Source organism: Verrucosispora sp. FIM060022, from assembly GCF_003977705.1.
GTDB lineage: Bacteria > Actinomycetota > Actinomycetes > Mycobacteriales > Micromonosporaceae > Micromonospora > Micromonospora gifhornensis.
This window is the reverse complement of the sequence record NZ_RQIV01000016.1, coordinates 39,787-58,371: the sequence shown is the minus strand read 5'-3', so window position 1 is coordinate 58,371 and position 18,585 is coordinate 39,787. Positions and strand designations below refer to the sequence as shown.

The window sequence follows — 18,585 nt, the reverse complement described above, 5'->3', positions numbered from 1 at the left end:
AACCGATCGGATCGGATCGTATTGGATCTATCTCGCCCGTCCCCAGATGCGAGGAGAAGCAGGTGCCCAGAGCGCTGCTCCTGACCGGCGACGCCGCCGAAGAACTTGACACCATGTACCCCTACTACCGCGTGCAGGAAGGCGGTTGGGACGTCGACGTCTCGTCACGGACGATGCGTGACGTCCAACTGGTCATCCACGAGTTCGACCCCAACTCCGACGCCTACGTGGAGAAGAACGGCCGGAAGCTGCCGGTCGACGTGCCCTGGGCCGAGGTCGACGTCGAACGCTACGACGCCCTCATCATCCCCGGCGGACGAGCCCCCGAGTGGATTCGGGTCGACGCCGACGTCCGGCGCATCACCGAACACTTCTTCGCCCGCAACCTCCCCATCGCGCTGGTCTGCCACGGCGCCCAGGTACCCGCGGTGTACGGGCTCCTGAAAGGTCGAAAGACCGCATGCTTCCCACCCATCACCGGTGACATGGAGAACGCGGGCGCGACGGTCATCGACGCTCCCGACGTCGTGGACGGCAACCTCGTCTCCTGCCGCGGGTGGCCCGACATGCCGCAGTTCGGCAGGGCGATGATGGAAGTCTTCTCGAAGTCCGTCGACCCCGCATCGACTTGAGCACACCTGGCATGCCCCGATGACGGCACTTCGGACCGTCACGGTCCACGGCTCTCCCGTCCACCTCATGGAGAGCGGCACCGGACCCGCGGTGCTGATGCTGCACGGCTCCGGACCCGGCACGACCGGGTCCGGAGCCTGGGCGGCCACCGCGCAGGCGCTGGGCACGTCCTGGCACTTCGTCGCTCCTGACCAGGCCGGGTTCGGCCGCACACCCGTCCCACCCGGCTCCAGGGGCGGGCTCCGGCTGTGGACGGAGCAGGCCGCAGGCCTCATGGATGCTCTCGGTATCGAGCACTACACCGTGGTGGGTCACTCCATGGGCGGTGCCGTGGCACTGGCGTTGGCGGCCGCCCGCCCCCAGCAGGTCACCCGGGTCGTGGCAGTCTCGACGATGGGCGCCCCCGGCGCGCCGCTGTCCGCCGACCTCGACGCGATCTGGGCCGTACCCGCCAGCGTGCTCGGCGCACGAGACATGCTGAGTCGCCTCGTCCTCGACCAGACGCTCGTGACCGATGCGGCCGTCGATGCCCGCGCGGCCGCGATGCGAGCGGGGGCGGATGCATTCGCCTCGCTGTTCCCGCCACCCCGGGCACGATGGGCCGACGACCTCAGCCTCTCCGCGCAGACGCTGGCGGCGATCCGCGCGCCCGTTCTGCTCGTCCACGGCGCTGAGGACCGGGTCACCCCGCTCGAAACGGCAGCCCAGCCTCTCCTCGCACACCTGCCCGATGTCCGTCTGCACGTGTTCGGCCGATGCGGGCACGTGCCGGCGATCGAGCACCCGCACGAGTTCAGGCAACTGCTGTCCTGCTTCCTCCACCCGGACCTCTGCCCCTAATCGCTGCGGCAGGCCCCTGAGGCTGGGACGCAGTCACATTGACGGTTGTCTTTGGTGTGCGGCAAGATTGCTGCGAGCCATCCGCGCGGGAACACCCGACCCTCTTGTATCGGCTGAGGGCATGGGGACGTCTGGGCAACGACCCGCCTGCCACGGTCAGTTGATCGCACTCGCAGCATGCCGGCGCGCCTTGCCGCCGAACCGTACCCGTAATTCGGGATCGAGTTCGTCCTGTTTGCCAACCGTGCTGATCGACATGAAGTGACAGGTCGCTGACGACCTACCGAGGCAGCGCCGCCTCCACTCTGCACAACCGACGATGCCTTGGGAGAACAAGACGTGAAGGAACATCAGGAGGGCCGGCTGCGGACACGGTGGCGGCGGGCAGCCCGAACCGCCGTTGCCGCGGCGACGGCCGTCGTGGGAATCACCGTGCTCGCCGTCGGCCTTACGGCGGGGGCGGCCGCGGCGGGCGGCAGCCCCGCCGACCGGGGCACGTCGAGCGCCTCGGTCGCCGCCGCGGCGGTGTCCCAGGTCGCCACGGGTGATCTGCACACCTGTGTGATCCGCACCGACGGGACGCTCTGGTGCTGGGGCAACAACTTCAACGGCCAGCTCGGCGACGGGACCACCACGAGCCGGACCGCTCCGGTCCGGATCGGCGACGCCACCACCTGGGCGCAGGTCGACGCCGGTAAGAGCAACACCTGCGCGGTGCGCACGGACGGAACGCTCTGGTGCTGGGGTGCCAACAACAACGGGCAGCTCGGCGACGGGACCACCACGAGCCGGACCGCTCCGGTCCGGATCGGCGACGCCACCACCTGGGCCAGCGTCAGCACCAGCAACAATCACACCTGCGCGGTACGGACCACCGGCACCCTGTGGTGCTGGGGCCTGAACACTCACGCCCAGCTCGGCGTCGGCATGACCCCCCTGATGTCGCCCACCCCCCTCCAGGTCGGCACGGCGACCACCTGGGCGAGGGTCGCCACCGGATACGGGCACAGCTGCGCCGTCCGCACCGACGGAACCCTGTGGTGCTGGGGCAGCAGTTCCGACGGGCAGCTCGGTCTGGGCATCATGAGCTACAAGACGACCCCGACCCAGGTGGGCACCGCGACCACGTGGTCCGCAGTGACGACCGGGTACGTCCACACCTGTGCGGTCCGCACCGACGGGACCCTGTGGTGCTGGGGCGAGAACGGGTACGGCCAGTTGGGCGGGGGCAGCGGCCACCAGACCACGCCACTGCAGATCGGTACCGCCACCACCTGGGCGCGGGTCGAGGCGAGCATCGACTCGTCCTGCGCGGCCCGTACCGACGGCAGCCTGTGGTGCTGGGGCAGGAACACCTATGGGCAGGTCGGTGACGGCACCACCACCCACCGGTTGGCCCCGACCCAAGTCGGCACCGCGACGACCTGGACGGGAAGTCTGGCGGTGTCGCACCACGGCTGCGCGGTCCGCACCGACGGAACCCTGTGGTGCTGGGGCGACAACTTCCTCGGGCAACTCGGTGACGGCACCACCACCGGCCGGACGACCCCGGGACAGGTGGTCCTGCCGGCCTGACCCGCATCGACGGGTGACCTGAGCCGTCGGTCCGCGCCGCCGCCCATGGGCAGCGGCGCGGACCGACGGTATCCCCGTTGTCTGGGGCGTGGTCGGTATTGCGCGCCGGTTGAACAACTGTTTAATCTGATGTCGTGGCCTCGAGAGAGGTAAGTTCCGACAAGCACGGCGGTGAGTTCGCCACCGTGGGTCGCATCCGCGATGCCGCTATCGCCCGGTTCGCCCGTGACGGCTTTCGAGTCGGGTTGCGGGCCCTCGCGGCCGACGCCGGTGTCACTGCCGGACTGATCGTCCACCACTTCGGTTCAAAGGACGGGCTGCGGCGCGCCTGCGACAGCCATGTACTCGCGGTGATGCGTGAGCAGAAGGCCAAGGTGCTGACCGACGGCACCGGCGCGACGCTGCTGGCGCAGCTGGCCGAGGTAGAGCAGTACGCGCCGATGGTGAGGTATCTGCTTCGCAGCTTGCAGGCCGGCGGCGAGTTGGCGGCGACACTGATCGAAGCCATGATCGCCGACGCGGAGGCGTACCTGTCAGCGGGCGAAAGCGCCGGGGTGATCAAGCCCAGTCGGGATGGGGCCGCGCGTACGCGCTATCTGGCCTATCAGGCCACGGGCAGCATGGTGCTGTGGTTCACCTTGCACGGGGCCGATGCCGCCCCGGAGGAGTTCGCACACCTGTTCCGTCGCTACATGGATGATTTCGCGTTGCCCGCCCTGGAACTGTTCGCCGAAGGGCTGCTCACCGACCGGTCGATGCTCGATGAGTACCTGATGTACGTCCCGGATCCGCCGTCCCCCGGTGACGCGGACACCGCTGCAGGCTAGTCACCACCCTGCCCCTCGGGCGTGTGGCCCTTCTTCCCTCGTCGACGCCAGGCGATCGACGACATCTTCCCCCGGCCCGTGCCGGGCTCTCCTCGAACGAGGTCTACCGCGATGACTACTGCCATTGACATCCGACACGTCGACAAGTCTTTCGGTCGGGTACGGGCGCTGGATGGACTGGACCTGCGGGTCGCCACCGGTACCGTGCACGGCTTCCTCGGCCCCAACGGCGCGGGCAAGTCCACCACCATTCGGATCCTGCTCGGGCTGCTACGCGCGGACGCCGGCCAGGTCCGGCTGCTCGGTGGTGACCCGTGGGCGGACGCAGTGACCCTGCATCGCCGGCTCGCCTACGTGCCCGGCGACGTGGAGCTGTGGCCCAACCTCACCGGCGGTGAGGCGATCGATCTGTTCGCCCGGCTACGCGGCGGTACCGACCCGGTCCGACGCGATGAGCTGTGCCAGCGTTTCGACCTGGATCCGAGTAAGAAGGGCCGCACCTACTCCAAGGGCAATCGGCAGAAGGTCGCCCTGGTCGCGGCGCTGGCAAGCGACGTGGAACTGCTGCTGCTCGACGAGCCCACGGCCGGGCTGGACCCGCTGATGGAGGCGGTGTTCCAGGAGTGCATCCGCGAGGCCAAGGACGCCGGGCGTACGGTGCTGCTGTCGAGTCACATCCTCGCCCAGGTCGAGGTCCTCGCCGACCAGGTCTCGATCATCCGCCAAGGTGCCATCGTCGAGACCGGCTCGCTGAGCGACTTGCGGCACTTGACCCGGACAACGGTCGACGCGATCACCGACCGGCCCATCGATGCCTTGGCCGGCGCGGCCGGCGTGCACGGACTGCGCGCCGAGAACGGTCACATCCGCTTCGAGGTCGACGGCGACCACCTCGCCGCCGTGGTGCGTCAGCTGGGTGATCTGGACGTGCAGGGGCTGACCGTCCGTCCACCGACGCTGGAGCAGTTGCTGCTACGTCACTACGGCGACCAGTTCACCCGCTCCGGCGCTACGGAGGTGGCGTGATGGCCACGACGACGCTACGCCGCCCCACACCTCCCGTCCGTTTCCGGGCCAGCGCCGTCACCGGCACTGCCATCCTGCTGCGGTTCATGCTGCGTCGGGACCGGGTCCGCTTCCCGGCCTGGACGCTGGGCCTGGCACTGCTGATGACGTACTTCGCCACCGCGCTGGAGAGCATCGCCTCGACACCACAGGAACTGGAGAGTCTGACCGCCTTCACCGCCAGCCCCGCCGGTGCGCTGTTCGGTGGACGCGGTCTCGGGTTCGACCAGCTGACCATCGAACGGTTCCTCGCCGGCCAGTACGGCCTCTACGTGACCATCGGCGCCGGCTTGATGGGGCTGCTCACCGTCGTGCGGCACACCCGCGCCGAGGAACGCTCCGGCCGCGCTGAGCTGATCCGTGCGAACGTGCTGGGCCGGCACGCCCAGCTCACCGCGGCCCTGGTCGTCACGGTCGCGATGGCGGTGCTGGTCACCCTGCTGATCGGCGCCATGATGGCCGGCCGCAGCTACGACCTGGCCGGATCGGTGCTGTTCGGTGCGTCCGTCGGTGCGACGGCGCTGGCCTTCGCCGGCATCGCCGCGGTCACGGTGCAACTGTCGGAATACCCGCGTGCGGCCGCCGGTGCCGCCGGTGCCGCGCTCGGCGCCGCGTTCGTCCTGCGCGGGCTGGGCGACATGGCGGCGGTGCAGGACAGCGGACCGTCCTGGTTGTCCTGGCTGTCGCCGATCGGCTGGTCCCAGCAGGCCGCACCATACGTGTATGACCGCTGGTGGCCACTGGCCATATCGCTGCTGTTCGCGGTGGGGACCGCGGCGGTGGGCTACGGGCTGTCGGCGCGCCGGGATTTCGGTGCCGGCCTGCTGCCACCACGCCCCGGCGCACCCCGGGCCGCTGCCTGGCTGGCCAGTCCGCTCGCGCTCGCGTTCCGGCTACAGCGGGCCGGACTGATCGGCTGGAGCATCGCCCTGATCGTTGCCGGTGTGGCGTACGGCTCGTTCACCCAACCGCTGATCGACAGTTTCGCCGACGCCCCGGAAGACCTGCTGGCGATCATGGGCGGCTCGGAGAACATGCTCGACGGCTACCTCGGCATGATGGGTGTGACCATGGCGCTTGCCGTCGGCGTTTACGCGGTGCTGGCCGTGCACACGCTTCGTGCCGAGGAGACCGACGGGCGGGCCGAGCCGGTCCTGGCCACGGCGGTGAGCCGGACGGCCTGGCTCGGCAGTCACGTCGCCGTCACCGCAGTCGGCGTGGCCTGGCTGCTGCTGCTCGCCGGAGTCGGCATGGGCGTCGGTGCCGCTCTGAGCACACAAGACCCCGGGCTGATCGGGACGCTGCTGCTCGGCCACGTCGCCCACACACCGGCGGTCTGGCAGATCATGGCCATCGCTGCCCTGCTGTACGCGATCGCACCGAGGGCACTACCGGTGATCTGGGTGGCGCTCGGCTACGGCCTGATCGCCAGCTACTTCGCCCCGATCCTCGACATCCCCGACGCCGTGCTTGACCTGTCACCGTTCGCGCACATCGGCGAATACCCGCTGGAGGACGTCAACGTGGTTGCGGTCGCGGTGCTGACCCTGCTCTCCGCAGCGCTGCTCCGGGCGGCCACAGTCGCCCTCAAGCGACGCGACCTGGCCGGTGGTGCCTGAGCCGTCTTCGAGATCCGTGCGGAGGCCAGCACACCCTGACAACCGAAACGCCGGCGAGCGTGTGCCTGCACATTGGAACGATCTGTCCGGGTCGCGCCGAATGGTGAGGCACCCGAGAACGCGACCCTCGAGGCCCTCACGACCTCGCCGGACGGGAGGTACGTCTACGCGGCGATGGACGGCTCCCTGGCAGGTGACGCTCCGTCCAACGGGGAGGTGGCCCGGTATCGCGTACTGGTCTACCAGGCTCGAGGATCACCCCCCGTGACTGATGGCGTGAGGCCGAGAGTGCCTGTCGTGAGGCCGTCGACGATTTCCCGTGCCAGGACGGCGCCGGATCCTGTTATTCGGTCGAGGGTGGTTCGGAACTCGGCGAGTTTACGGAAGGCTTGTCCGTAGGCCTGCTGTTGGCTCAGCGGCATCACGGGAATGGTGAGTCGTTTGATGTCGATGCGCGCGGCGCCGTTGATGGTGCTGGCTGCTCTGCCGGCGATGCGGAGGTTGTCGGTGCGGGAGATGACGCCGGCGACGAACCACGGGTCGAAGCGGGTGGTGTCGACGCGGATCAGTTGAGTGCCTGGCCCGAGTTCGGCATCGAGCTGTTCTGAGGTGGCGACTCGGGCGTTGATTTTGTGGCCGATGACGGAGATGAGGATGTCGTCGGTGCGTACTCGGGGTCCTGGGGGTTCGTCTGTGGCGCGGACGGTGTAGCCGGTGGCGGGGCCGCCGGACATGATGTCGGCGGCGGTCAGTACGCGCGTATTGACCGTGGCGTTGGCGGCTCGTCTGCGGGTCGCGGTCCGGTGCACGGAGAAGCTGCCGGATCGGATGAGGTCGGCAATGTCGGCGTGTGGGGCTTGGCGCAGCGGCGCGGTGTCTGTCTGGTGTACGGCGGGCAGGCTGTGTCGCAGCTGTTCGAGCAGGTGGTCGAAGTCGCTGAGGTTGGCGATGATCCGCGCCGGTTCGGCGGTGAGTTCGGTGGGTTGTGGTACGTGACGCTGCGGTGTCAGGTCGACTTCGTCGTCGAGTAGATCGATGGCGGCGATGGTGCGGTGGACGCCGGGTGCCTGCGCGTAGTGGTGGGATTGGTAGGCGGTCCAGGCGGTGCCGATGGTGTCGGTGAGGTCTTGACCGGTGCTGGCGGTGGCGTCGACGAAGAGGAGTTCGCCGACGCGCGGGTGCTGTGGATCGGGTTGGGCGAGGACCCAGATGTGCAGTCCGATGTTCGTCGGCGGCATCAGTCCGGCGGGCAGGGCGATGATCGCGCGTAGCGCGTGACGACGGATCAGTTCGGCACGTATGCGTCGGCCGGCGGGCCGTGACGCGGTAGCGGGGGGCATGAGCACAACGGCGGTGCCGTTGGGGGAGAGGTGCGCCAGGGCGTGTTGCACCCAGGCGAGTTCGGGTTCGGTGCGTGGGGGTAGGCCGTAGGTCCAGCGGGGGTCGTAGGCGAGGCGGTCGTGACCCCAGTCGTGGATGCCGAACGGGAAGTTCGCGACGACGACGTCGGCGCGTAGGTCGGGCAGGGCGTCGGCGAGCAAGCTGTCGCCGACGTGGACGACCGGCGGTGGTGTGTGATGTCCGGCCTGCTGTGCCCGCAGGTGCACGAACCATAGCCGCAACGACGTGATCAGGGCGTACTGAGGGTTGATCTCCTGGGCGAAGCATCGGGTGGTGGCACCGCTTCGTAGCGCCCGGTCGGCGGCCATGCGCAGGATCGACCCTGTGCCGCTGGTGAAGTCGAAGGTGTGGGTGCCGACGCCGGCGACAGCCACCATCACGTCAGCCACGCTCTCCGGTGTGCCGGCGAGTCCGGACACCGATTGGGCGGAGCTCACGTACTGACTGTGCAGGTATTCGAAAGCGGACTCGGCGCCACGTGCCGAGCTGAGTTGGTCGGCCGAGCGCAGGAGCGCGGTGAGCTGCGCGGTCCACTGCCTCGGCAGCGCGTCGGAGACCATCGTGGCCAGCGTGGCGTCGAGCGCGCGGAGGCGGGCGACGAGCTGTCGCGGGGTCGGCGGGCTGTCGCCGGAGTCATCGGGCCGTGCGGCTCGGGCGAGGAGGTGGGCGCCGACGATGCCGAGGACGTCGCTGATGTGCGCGGCGGGCTGGTAGCTCTCGATGTGCCGCCAGGCCTGCTGTTCGATGCTGGTCTGGTGCAGTCGACCGTGGCGGTGTAGCCAGTGCTCGACCTCCTGCGCGTCGAACGATGGGCTGGCCGGGGTGCCGCCGACGGGAGTCGGGAAGTCGGCGTACCGGCGTCGCCAGTTGCTGACCGCCGCTCGACCCACATTGGCCAGTCGCGCGATGCCGCTGGCAGTCAATGTTGCCGCGTTGGCGGTCCCGCTCGACTCAGTAGTCACGCGTGAACGTTAGCACGTCTACCGCCCTTGTGTACCGAGTTCACAACGGGTTATCGTTCGTGGCGATTCGCGGTTCATAGCCTTCTGGAGGAGTCATGCCCCGTCGTGGACACAGCACCACCATCGGAAAGTTCGCGAAGGTCCACCAGGACCGTCGGCGGTCCGAGATTCGGATTCTCGGTGATCTGCTTCGTCGTGAGCAGCACTCGACGCGGGGCGTCGACGTCGCGGTGCGCGAGCCGCAGCCACCCTCGTCAGTTCGCTGACCAGTACCCAGCCCGTCCCACCGACTGAAGGAGGACCATGAGCACCCTTGCTCGCATCCGCAGCGTCCACTGTCTTGTCCCCGTGCTTTCCGCCAGTGGCCTACGTCAGCGAGGGCGTGGCGCGGTACTGCCGGGGAGCCCGCATTCCGGCCGCTCATGTGTACCGGCGAGTGCGCCTTGACCCCGTCGTCGGCGCGGCCATCGCCGACGCCTACATGGCGGCCCCGACCCGGGACGAGCGGGCCTATCCCGCGTACGCCGCGTTCTGCCGCGAAACAGTGCAGCAGTACCACTTCCTGATCGGCCGGGTGGAGTTCGGAGGTCTCGGTATATCGGTGCACATCGTCGACGTCGACCCATACCCGAACGTGGCGGCGATGGTCGACGACGTCCGGCAGCGCCGGTTGATGGTGTGGGCCAGCGCAGCCAGTGGCAATGCCCATCCGTATCTCAGCGACGGCGAGAACGACATGTTCCGTGCGGTGCACGACGTGTTCGGGCACGCGGCCAGCGGCCGTGGCTTCGACCGCCACGGCGAGGAAGCGGCCTGGTGGAAGCACAGCAGCATGTACTCGTCACTGGCCGGGCGTGCGTTGGCGACCGAGACGCGTGGGCAGAACTGTGCCCGGATCTTCCGGTACGACCCCGGTCGCTTCCCTGAGCAGAAGGCGGTGCTGCTGCCGCCGGCGTTCAGCGATCCGCGGCTGGTCCGTCTGACCGGGAGCGGGGCAACCTCTGCCGCTGCGCCATGAGGTGTGCGATCTCTCGGCGCAGCGCCAGCACCACGGCATCCTCCGGCCCGGCCGCACGCAGGCGCTCCTGCAACAAAGCGTCGAGCTGGCGCGAGGCGCGGCCATGCTCGCCGAGCGGTATGTGCGCTCGGGCGGCCCGGAGCCGGAGGTCGAAGACCAGGGGATGGTTCTCGCCGTGCAACTGTTCGTGCTGCGTGGCCAGGTGCCGCCACCGTCGTGCGGCGGCACGGAATTCGCCTGCCGCGTGCAGGTGTTCAGCCTCTTCGAGGGACTGCTCCAGGTCGGACGCCGCGAGGGCGCTCGTCGTCGGTGACGTGAGCAGGGCCGGGCGGGGTACTCGTCCCACGATCGCGGCGTACGCCTGCACCGCCTCGACGGTGTCGGTCAGGACGCCGGGTATCGGTGGCAACTCGCGGGCGAGTGGCGCCAGGAGCGCGTAGACCTCCGCAGCGGTGTCCGGGCGATCGTCGGGATCGACCGCCAGGAGCGAGTGCACCAGATCGTCGACCGCACGGGGAATGTCCGGTCGCCGCTGGGTGGGGCGTGGCGGGGGATCGGCGATCTGATGGCGCACAGTGGTCATCGTGGTGACGCCGTCAAACGGTGGATGGCCGGTGAGCAGGTCGAAGAGCGTGGCTCCCAGCCCGTACAGGTCGGTGCGGTGGTCGGTGTGCTCGCCGAGGATCTGCTCGGGCGACATGTAACCGACCGTGCCCATGCTCTGCCCGGTCTGCGTGATCTTTGAATAGCGTTCGTCGTCGCGGATCACCGCCAAGCCGAAGTCGAGCACCTTCGCCGCGCCGTGGGTGTCCAGCATGATGTTGCTCGGCTTGATGTCGCGGTGCACCAGGTGGATCTGCTGTGCCGCGAGGAGAACGCTGCTGACCTGTGCGCCGATGGCAGCCACCCATGAGATCGGCAGAGGGCCCTGCTCGGCCAGCAGGTCCGTGAGCGTGATCCCGTCGATCTTCTGAAGCACCACGTAGGGCTGGCCGGCGTGCTCGCCCAGGTCGTAGACGGCCGGCACGCCGGGGTGGTCGAGTCGAGCGGTCAGCAACGCCTCGCGGCGGAATCGGCGTACGACGTCCCGGTCCGACATGGCCGGACTGACGAACTTCACGATGACAGGGCGGTCGAGCAGAGCGTCATGTGCGGACCAGACCTCGCCCATTCCCTTGTGCGCCAAGGGAAACCGGCCCAGCCGGTAGCGATCTTTGAGGCTCGTGCCGGGCACCACGAAGCCCAGCATAGCGGTCATCTCGACCGCGACCTGACAGCCCCCGTCACCACCCGCACGCGGGGGGTGATCATGGTCGGTGCGTCCGGCGGGTCCTGTCTTGCAGTACTGGCCGGTGCTCAGATCATCCTCAAGATATTCCGCGCCGTCGGCCGCTGGCGGCACGGCTGGCGTGTGCTGTCCCTACCGCGTTATCCCCCTGTTCTGGAGCAATCATGAGAGACAGACGGACGACCAGTTTCGCCGTCCTGCTCGCCGCGTCCCTCGCGGCGACCCTTGCGCCCGCGCCCAACGCCTCCGCGACCAGCGTCGCCGAGGAGGGCTTCCAGCCGAGCATCACCTACGACCTGTCCGTGTCCGACGCCGAGCGGGACGCCATTCACGCGGAAGTCGAGGCGTTGGCCGGACGTGTCAACAGCGCGCGGGCGGGGGACGGCACCTACGACCCGCTCAGCCTGGTCGGGGCGATGCTGGACGGGTCGAGCTACGACTCCATCTCCCGAGGCGGTACGGCCGCGACGGCGTACCCGTTCCCGGTCAGCAACACCCCGGCCAACCAGTACGAGTACGACCGCAAGGTCGCCAAGCTCGCCTGGGTGGTCAAGCTGGCCACCGACCTGGGTTTCCCGGTGGTCGTCCAACGCCAACCCGACAAGTACGTCTACGCGGAGATCGGTGATCCGGACGCCCCGGAGATGATCATGGCGTTGAGTCACCTCGACTCGCCGACGGCTTCCGTTTCGGCAGCCCAGTTGGCTCGCTGGCGGGACGCCGATGGCAATCTCGGCACTCCTGGTGCCTACCACTCGCCCTATATCAAGGACGGCTGGGTCTACGGGGCGGGCATTCAGGATGACAGCGGCCCGACGCTGGCGACGCTGCTCGCGGCCAAGGCGCTGCTGGAGGCCGGACTGCCTATGGACCGACGAATCCGCATCGTCATGGGGATCTACGAAGATGGCGGTCCTGGCACGCCCTCGGCGGCGAACACCGCCACTTTCCAGTCCATCCCGTACAACTCGAATCCGAGCTTCTACGACAACTGGGCCTACAAGAACCTCAATCGGGAAGAGACCCCGATTGCGGCCTACACCTCCGACTCGCGGTTCCCGGTCATTGTCGGAAACTCCGGATCGGTGACTCCGTCGGTGTCGATGGACTTGTCCGCCGACCGTACGAAGGCCTTCCGGCTGACGGCCGCGACCGCCGGCGTCACCCTGCGTGAAGGCGATCCGACGCTCAAGGACATCGCCTACGGCAGCACCACGCAGATCGCCTCGCGGGCCATCTTCACCCTCGACGTGGCGGGGGTCGGCTCCGCCGAGCGCGACCGGTTCGTGTCGGCGATCACCGCTGCCGCGACCACGAAGGGTTGGCTCCCGGCTGCTCCGCGTACCACGCCCAAGGTGCAGACCACGATCGCCGGCGACTCGCTCACGCTGGAGATCAACACCGATGTGGCGATGGAGATGCCGACCCCGCAGTATGGCAAGAATGCCGTCGTGTGGGGAATGTTCCTCCTTTCCAAGGGACTCGGCGCATTGGGAAGCACGGCTGCCGACATGCAGTTGAAGAAGGCCGCCGACGGCATCGCTGACCTGTTCTTCCGCGACGGTGTCGAAGGCGAAGCCTATATCGGCAAGTACATGGGAATCCCGGCGAACCTGTTGCGCAACCCGAACAACGGCACGCCGAACCTGACCCTGGCCCTCATGGCAAACATCAATTCCGAGACGCCGACAAGCTTTTACACGGACGCCTCCGGCAACCTCAGCATGCCGATGTATGTGCGCAGCATGCACGTCACCGCGGCTGACTCCGGCCAGGCGACGGCTGCGGTCACGGCCGCCTTCCAGGCGAAGGGTTTCACCATCGGCAACCTCGGCTCGCCCATCGGCGCCGGGTTGTACGTCACTCACGACAATCCGCTGACGGCTCTTCAGTTCGGCAGCTACCAGGCCTCGATCGACCACAACCCGGACGAGTTCGCGGATCCCCATTCCCTCAGGGATGTGGTCTATCCGCAGGGCACGACCGGCGGCACCCTGGCCAGCAACTTCCGCAACAAGATGACTGCCTTCGGCGCCGTCCTCCCGGGTAACGAGCGCTGGTGGCACACGGCGAACGAGCGGATGAAGGTCGACTCTGCGGTGCAGATGACCAAGATCATGGCCGATGGCATGCTGGAGATGGCCCGGTACTCCGGGCCCGCCGGTGCCAAGTTCATGTGGGCGGACATGCCGGGGTTGAACGCCGACCGCTCGGACCTCGACCTGCTCGACGTCACGATCGGAACCTTCAAGGACGCGTCGGCCGCTGTCGGCACGAACCAGCTGGGCAACCAGGCCCTGCTCGGTGCCACCTCGTTCAACATCCCGATGTGGAACGGGCGGGGCAACTCGGCCCCGACCGCGTCGGCTTTCGCACTGGGGCACGCCCCGGGAGGGGTCTACCTGCCCCTGACCGACCCCGAGTACCTCAACAGCACGTACGTGGCGCCGATGCGTCTGGAGTTCAAGGTGGAGCGCCCCGACCACATGTCGGACGCGGCCTGGGCGAAGTTCGTGGCCGGCGGCTACGGCGACTTCCAGTTCAACATCCTGGTCGGCGACAGGGTCGTACCGCTGGCCGTTCCTGCGGGGCAGAGTGCGGACAAGTACTTCTTCTCGCGCATGTCGGCCAACAACCCCGACGCCATCTACCTGTCGGTCAACCTCGCGATCACCGACGCACCGTACACCGGGGTGCGGACCATCCTCGCGGATTCCAAGACGGACCTGTACACCGTCAATCCGGCGTACCTGGCCTCGAACCCGGATCCGTTCCCCGGGCGTGGGGCGATCGAACAGCGAGGCTTCTTCCTGTTCGGTGATGGGCAGAAGAACGCGGAGTTCTCTTCGCCCGACGCGGTCTACGTGACAGTTGCCAACGCGGTCGTCGATGCGAAGCCTGCGGCGGTGGTGAAGAAGTTGAAGGGCAACACGAACGAGTTGACCATCACGGTGCAGCGGACGCATGTCGACGGCAGCGAGTCTGCGGTGACGGCCACGTTCACCATCAACAACAATGCCGCTGGCACCTACACCGTCGGCGATCACAAGGTGTACGTCGACACCAAGGGCAACACCCAGGTGCGGTCGATCTCCATCGTGTGACGCCGCGGTACGAAGCACGTTGACAACGGAGTGGAACCACTGCCAACGGTGGTGGTTCCACTCCGTGCGTCATGCCGCCGGGGTCCATCGCCGCTGTCGGCGGCGTGTCAGACAGCGATCACCAGCTTGCCGGCGGTGTGACCGGTCTCCACGGCAGCCAGTGCCTCCGCGCTCTGGTCGAAGCTGAACGTGCGGGTGATCCGCGGATCGACGGTGCCGTTGAGCATCAGTGCGGCAACCGTCTCCAGTGACGCCCGGTCGAGGCGGCGGGGCAGGTACTCGCCGCCCAGGTCGCTGACGGCGACGTCGGCGGCCGACAACAGTTGCCGGGCATCCGTCACCAGCGCGGCGACCGACCGCAGCGAGTCGCCGCCGACGAGGTCGATCAGGCCGTCGACACCGGCCGGAGCGACATCGCGTACCTGTTCGACGACGTCACCGACGGTGTAGCTGGCGAAGGTGACGCCGAGAGCCTCGGCTTCGGCACGCTTGCTGTCGCTGCCGGTTCCGATGACCGTCAGGCCCCGCGCTCGAGCGAGCTGCGCGGTGATCTGGCCCGTGCTGCCCCCGATGCCGTTGATCAGCAGTGTGGAGCCCTCCGGCAGATCGAGCCGGTCGAGCCCGTCGAGGGCGGTGGTGCCGGAGACCGGTATCGTCGCCGCCCACTCGTAGGGCAGGGCCTCCGGCTTACGAGCCGCGTTCGCCGCCGGCAGGAGCGTCATCTGGGCGTACGTGCCGGCGCCGCTGAGCGCGAACCCGAACACCGCGTCGCCCACCGTGATGTCGGTGACGCCGGTACCGACCGCGAGCACGTCGCCGGCGGCCTCCATCCCCATCACCTGCGGGAAGGGAAGGTGCCCGTTGAGCGCCCGGACGAGTCCGGACCGGAGCATGTGATCGATGCGGGCCACCCCGATGGCCCGCACCTGGATGAGGACCTCCCCATCGCCGGGCCGTGGATCGGGCCGATCGAAGTAGAACTGGACCTCCGGGCCACCGAAGGTGCGATACCCAAACGCGCGGCTCATCGTCGTACTCCCTCACTCGTTGTCGACCGGCGACGCTAATTGCTGACGCCGACGTCAGGGGCAAGGACGTGTAGCCGAGCTCACGGCAGTACCGCATCGCTCGTTGACCTGGCAGTACGTCGAAGTTAGCGTTAACAACGCTCTCGTCCACACCGGAGAGTCCACCACCACCCAAGGAGGACCCATTGAGATCGAGACAGCCAAGGTCACGTCCCAGGCTGAATCGCAAGGGCAGAACCATCGCGGTGCTTGCCCTGGGTGCGCTTCTCTCGACCTCGTTCGCGGCCACCCCCTCGTACGCGGCTGACGACCAGCTCAACGAGGGCCTGGTGCACCGCTTCGCCCTCGACGAGACCAGCGGAACGACGCTTGTCAACTCCGGTAGCGCCGGCGCGGCGGCGAACGCCACCCTCGTCAACCCGCAGAAGGCGACGTTGACCGGGAACGGAGTCAGGTTCAACCCCGACTCGTACGAGGGCGCCCTTGAAGGCGCGTACGTGAAGCTGCCGGAGAACCTCACCGCCGGGATGTCGAACCTCACCGTCGACTACGACGTGTGGATCGACCCGGCGAACGTCGGCGAGCACCAGATGTGGAGCTTCGGCGCGAAGTCCGGGTCGTGTGACGCCGACACCGGCGGCCAGGGCGCCATCTTCGCGTCGAACACCCAGCGGTTCCGCGTCGCGGTGGGTTCGGCGAACCTGCAGCAGAACCGGGTCCGGATGACCGAGGGGGCGTGGACGCACGTCACGTACACCCAGTCGCTGAACCCGAACGGCACCAGCTGGACCGGTCGGCTCTACCTCGACGGCGTGCTGCACGCGACGCAGACGAACCTGACCACGCCGCCGTCGGTGAACGCCGCGGGAACCAACTGCAACTTCCTCGCCCGCTCGCAGAACTCGGGCCACTACTCGTTCCGCGGCACGCTCCGGGACTTCCGCATCTACGACCGGGCAGTGAGCCCGGACGAGACGCTGGCGCTGGCGCAGCGGACCGTCTCCGACGGCGTCCGCGCCGACGCCGCCGCCATCGACCTCGGTCTGACCAGCGCGATCGTACGCGACATCGTGCTGCCCAAGGTGGGCTCCGCAGCGGGCTCGGCCATCACCTGGACGAGTTCGGATCCGTCGGTCGTCGCGGTCTACACTCCGCCGGCGCTCACCAGCGCCCGCAAGGTGCCGGTGACCGGCCGGATCACCCGGCCCGCGCAGGGACAGCCCGACGCGACAGCCGTCCTCACCGCGACGGTCCGCAAGGGCGCTACGGAGGTCGCCACGCGGGACATCCCTGTCGTGGTGAAGGCCGAGTTCGACAACGCGCAGGCGGTCGACCGTGACACGCTCGACCTGACCCTGTACGCCACCGACGACGTACGCGGCAACATCAACCTCCCGGCGACCGGCGAGTTCGGGTCCACGATCACCTGGACGTCGACCACCGACCTCGTCACCGGCACCGGTGAGGTGACCCGTCCCGCCTTCGGTCGTGCGGATGTCGAGGCCACCCTGACCGCGACCATCACCAAGGGGTCGGCGTCGAAGACCAAGTCGTTCCCGGTGACCATCACCGCCATGCCCCGGACCGAGGAGTACGAGCGGTACTTCATGGGGTACTTCAAGGGTGAGGGGATCGCCGACGGTGAGCAGATCATGTTCGCCACCTCCAACGGCAACACCGCGCTGGACTGGACCGGTCTGACCGGGGGTCGGCCGTCGCTCATCTCCCAGCTGGGCGACCAGGGCCTTCGTGACCCGCACATCGTCCGCTCACCCGACGGCGACACGTTCTACATGATCGCCACCGACCTGAACTGGTACGACCAGGGCGGCTACGCCATCAACGACACCCAGTACATCGAGGTGTTCGAGTCGCACGACCTGGTCAACTGGACTCCGCAGCGGCACGTGAAGGTCGCCCCCGACGACGCGGGCAACGCCTTCGCACCCGAGTCGTTGTGGGTCGACGAGATCGGCGCCTACGTCGTCTTCTGGGCGCAGTCGCTGTGGAACAACCCGGTGAACCGTACGGGTCAGGGCAACGCGCAGATGTGGTACGCCACGACGCGCGACTTCCAGACGTTCTCCGCTCCGCAGGTCTGGCAGGACCCGGCGCCGCTGTCGCGGATCGACACGACCGCCATCAAGGTCGGCGACCACTACTACCGGGTGACCAAGAACGAGGCCGGTAACCAGGGTTCGGACATCTTCTCGGAGAAGCACACCGACTTCCTGGACAGCAACATCAACAACTGGACGCTGCTGGCTCCGGCGCTGGGACGCACGACGTGGGTCGCCAACCAGGGCTACGAGGGGCCGGTCATCTTCAAGGCCAACCCTGGTGACACCGCCTGCCCCGGCGAGTTCTACCTCTGGGGTGACCGGTACACCAACGGTGGTGGCTACCAGGCCGCCTGCCACGAGGACATCGAGGCGCCGACCTGGAACGCCAAGCCGATCACGATGACCAACGCCGGTGTCGTCCGGCCGCGTCACGGCACGGTGATCCCGCTGACCCTGCGCGAGTGGAACGACATCCGGGGGATCCCGAACAGCGACGTCACGACCACCACCGAGGTGTCGGTCGAGCCGTACGCGAGCGGGGCCCAGACGACCACGGCGACCGCCACGGTCACCGCGGCCGACGGGTTCGAGACCGGCGGTCAGGTGCGCTTCAGCGTCGGCTCGTGGTCGGAGGTCGCCTACCTGACCGACGGCGCGGCCACGGTCACGCTGCCGACGGGGCTGCCTGCGGGTACCCGGTCGGTCAAGGCCGAGTACCTCGGCGTCGACTACCTGAAGGCGTCGGCGGGTACGGCGTCGGTCCAGGTGCCCCAGGGTTCGAAGGCTGTCAAGGTCCACGCGAAGGCCGCGCCGGCGTCGGTGGTCCGGGGCGACACGTTCACGTTGAACGTGACGGTCGAGCCGAAGGGTGGGCCGAAGAAGGACGCGTCGACCCCGACCGGCGAGGTCACGGTCACCTTCGCCGACAGCGTGCAGGTGGTGTCGCTTGTCGACGGTAAGGCCGTCGTCACGCTGCAGACCGCCGGTCTGAAGCGCGGGAACTACCGGGTCCACGTGGCCTACTCCGGCAACCCGACCTACCAGGGTCACGCCGACACCTATCAGAACCTGACGGTGCGGTAGCCGGCACAGGTACGCCGAGGCGGTGTGGAAACCGCCACAAAGAAGGAGCGGGCGAGATCGGTTGATCTCGCCCGCTCCC

The 18,585-nt window shown here is 68.2% G+C and carries 12 protein-coding genes and 1 pseudogene; 10 read left to right on the top strand and 3 right to left on the bottom strand.

The features are described from left to right. The first annotated feature begins 62 nt into the window (after positions 1-62). The 7 genes and pseudogenes from EG812_RS27515 to EG812_RS27485 form a co-directional block, all read left to right on the top strand. The gene (locus EG812_RS27515) at positions 63-632 is read left to right on the top strand and encodes a DJ-1/PfpI family protein (RefSeq protein ID WP_013733249.1); all 570 of its coding nucleotides are present in this window, start codon (positions 63-65) and stop codon (positions 630-632) included. A 19-nt stretch (positions 633-651) separates the two neighbouring features. Further along, positions 652-1,473 (top strand): alpha/beta fold hydrolase, encoded by an 822-nt coding sequence (locus EG812_RS27510; protein WP_013733250.1) that lies wholly within the window; start codon positions 652-654, stop codon positions 1,471-1,473. Positions 1,474-1,812: 339 nt separating this feature from the next. Next, positions 1,813-3,048, top strand: coding sequence for an RCC1 domain-containing protein (locus tag EG812_RS27505; protein WP_013733251.1), 1,236 nt, complete (start codon positions 1,813-1,815; stop codon positions 3,046-3,048). Between the two features lie 134 nt (positions 3,049-3,182). Further along, positions 3,183-3,875, top strand: a complete 693-nt coding sequence (locus EG812_RS27500) for a TetR/AcrR family transcriptional regulator (protein ID WP_126713296.1) — start codon at positions 3,183-3,185, stop codon at positions 3,873-3,875. A gap of 111 nt (positions 3,876-3,986) precedes the next feature. After that, on the top strand, positions 3,987-4,901 hold the full coding sequence (locus EG812_RS27495) for an ABC transporter ATP-binding protein (protein WP_013733253.1): 915 nt from the start codon (positions 3,987-3,989) through the stop codon (positions 4,899-4,901). After that, positions 4,901-6,559 carry an ABC transporter permease gene (locus EG812_RS27490; RefSeq protein ID WP_126713295.1) on the top strand — a complete coding sequence of 553 codons (1,659 nt, stop codon included), beginning with the start codon at positions 4,901-4,903 and terminating at the stop codon, positions 6,557-6,559. Before EG812_RS27495 ends, EG812_RS27490 begins: the two co-directional genes overlap by 1 nt. A gap of 72 nt (positions 6,560-6,631) precedes the next feature. Beyond that, positions 6,632-6,751 (top strand): annotated as a pseudogene (locus EG812_RS27485) (hypothetical protein); the annotation flags it as partial. 47 nt (positions 6,752-6,798) lie between these two features. Here EG812_RS27485 and EG812_RS27480 read toward each other — a convergent pair. Then, on the bottom strand, positions 6,799-8,922 hold the full coding sequence (locus EG812_RS27480) for an N-6 DNA methylase (protein ID WP_233579666.1): 2,124 nt from the start codon (positions 8,920-8,922) through the stop codon (positions 6,799-6,801). A gap of 436 nt (positions 8,923-9,358) precedes the next feature. Here EG812_RS27480 and EG812_RS27475 point away from each other — a divergent pair, with 436 nt between their 5' ends. Then, positions 9,359-9,940, top strand: a complete 582-nt coding sequence (locus tag EG812_RS27475; RefSeq protein WP_126713294.1) for a hypothetical protein — start codon at positions 9,359-9,361, stop codon at positions 9,938-9,940. Here EG812_RS27475 and EG812_RS27470 read toward each other — a convergent pair. Next, entirely contained in the window at positions 9,879-11,198 is a 1,320-nt protein-coding gene (locus EG812_RS27470; protein WP_232510792.1) for a serine/threonine-protein kinase, read from the bottom strand. The two genes, EG812_RS27475 and EG812_RS27470, sit on opposite strands and share 62 nt — an antisense overlap. Before the next feature lie 446 nt (positions 11,199-11,644). Between EG812_RS27470 and EG812_RS27465 the strand changes: the two genes are divergently transcribed. After that, positions 11,645-14,332 carry a M20/M25/M40 family metallo-hydrolase gene (locus EG812_RS27465; RefSeq protein ID WP_158632560.1) on the top strand — a complete coding sequence of 896 codons (2,688 nt, stop codon included), beginning with the start codon at positions 11,645-11,647 and terminating at the stop codon, positions 14,330-14,332. A gap of 107 nt (positions 14,333-14,439) precedes the next feature. Here EG812_RS27465 and EG812_RS27460 read toward each other — a convergent pair whose 3' ends face one another. Continuing rightward, entirely contained in the window at positions 14,440-15,360 is a 921-nt protein-coding gene (locus EG812_RS27460; protein WP_126713292.1) for an NADP-dependent oxidoreductase, read from the bottom strand. A gap of 245 nt (positions 15,361-15,605) precedes the next feature. On the opposite strand from EG812_RS27460, the gene EG812_RS27455 reads away from it, so the two are divergent. Continuing rightward, the gene (locus tag EG812_RS27455; protein ID WP_126713291.1) at positions 15,606-18,506 is read left to right on the top strand and encodes an immunoglobulin-like domain-containing protein; all 2,901 of its coding nucleotides are present in this window, start codon (positions 15,606-15,608) and stop codon (positions 18,504-18,506) included. The last annotated feature ends 79 nt before the right edge of the window (positions 18,507-18,585 follow it).

Excerpts from the sequence above, each read along its gene's own strand:
- EG812_RS27510 (WP_013733250.1), top strand. The coding sequence starts at position 652 with ATGACGGCACTTCGGACCGTCACGGTCCACGGCTCTCCCGTCCACCTC.
- EG812_RS27495 (WP_013733253.1), top strand. The coding sequence starts at position 3,987 with ATGACTACTGCCATTGACATCCGACACGTCGACAAGTCTTTCGGTCGG.
- EG812_RS27490 (WP_126713295.1), top strand. The coding sequence starts at position 4,901 with ATGGCCACGACGACGCTACGCCGCCCCACACCTCCCGTCCGTTTCCGG.
- EG812_RS27470 (WP_232510792.1), bottom strand. The coding sequence starts at position 11,198 with ATGACCGCTATGCTGGGCTTCGTGGTGCCCGGCACGAGCCTCAAAGAT.
- EG812_RS27465 (WP_158632560.1), top strand. The coding sequence starts at position 11,645 with ATGCTGGACGGGTCGAGCTACGACTCCATCTCCCGAGGCGGTACGGCC.
- EG812_RS27460 (WP_126713292.1), bottom strand. The coding sequence starts at position 15,360 with ATGAGCCGCGCGTTTGGGTATCGCACCTTCGGTGGCCCGGAGGTCCAG.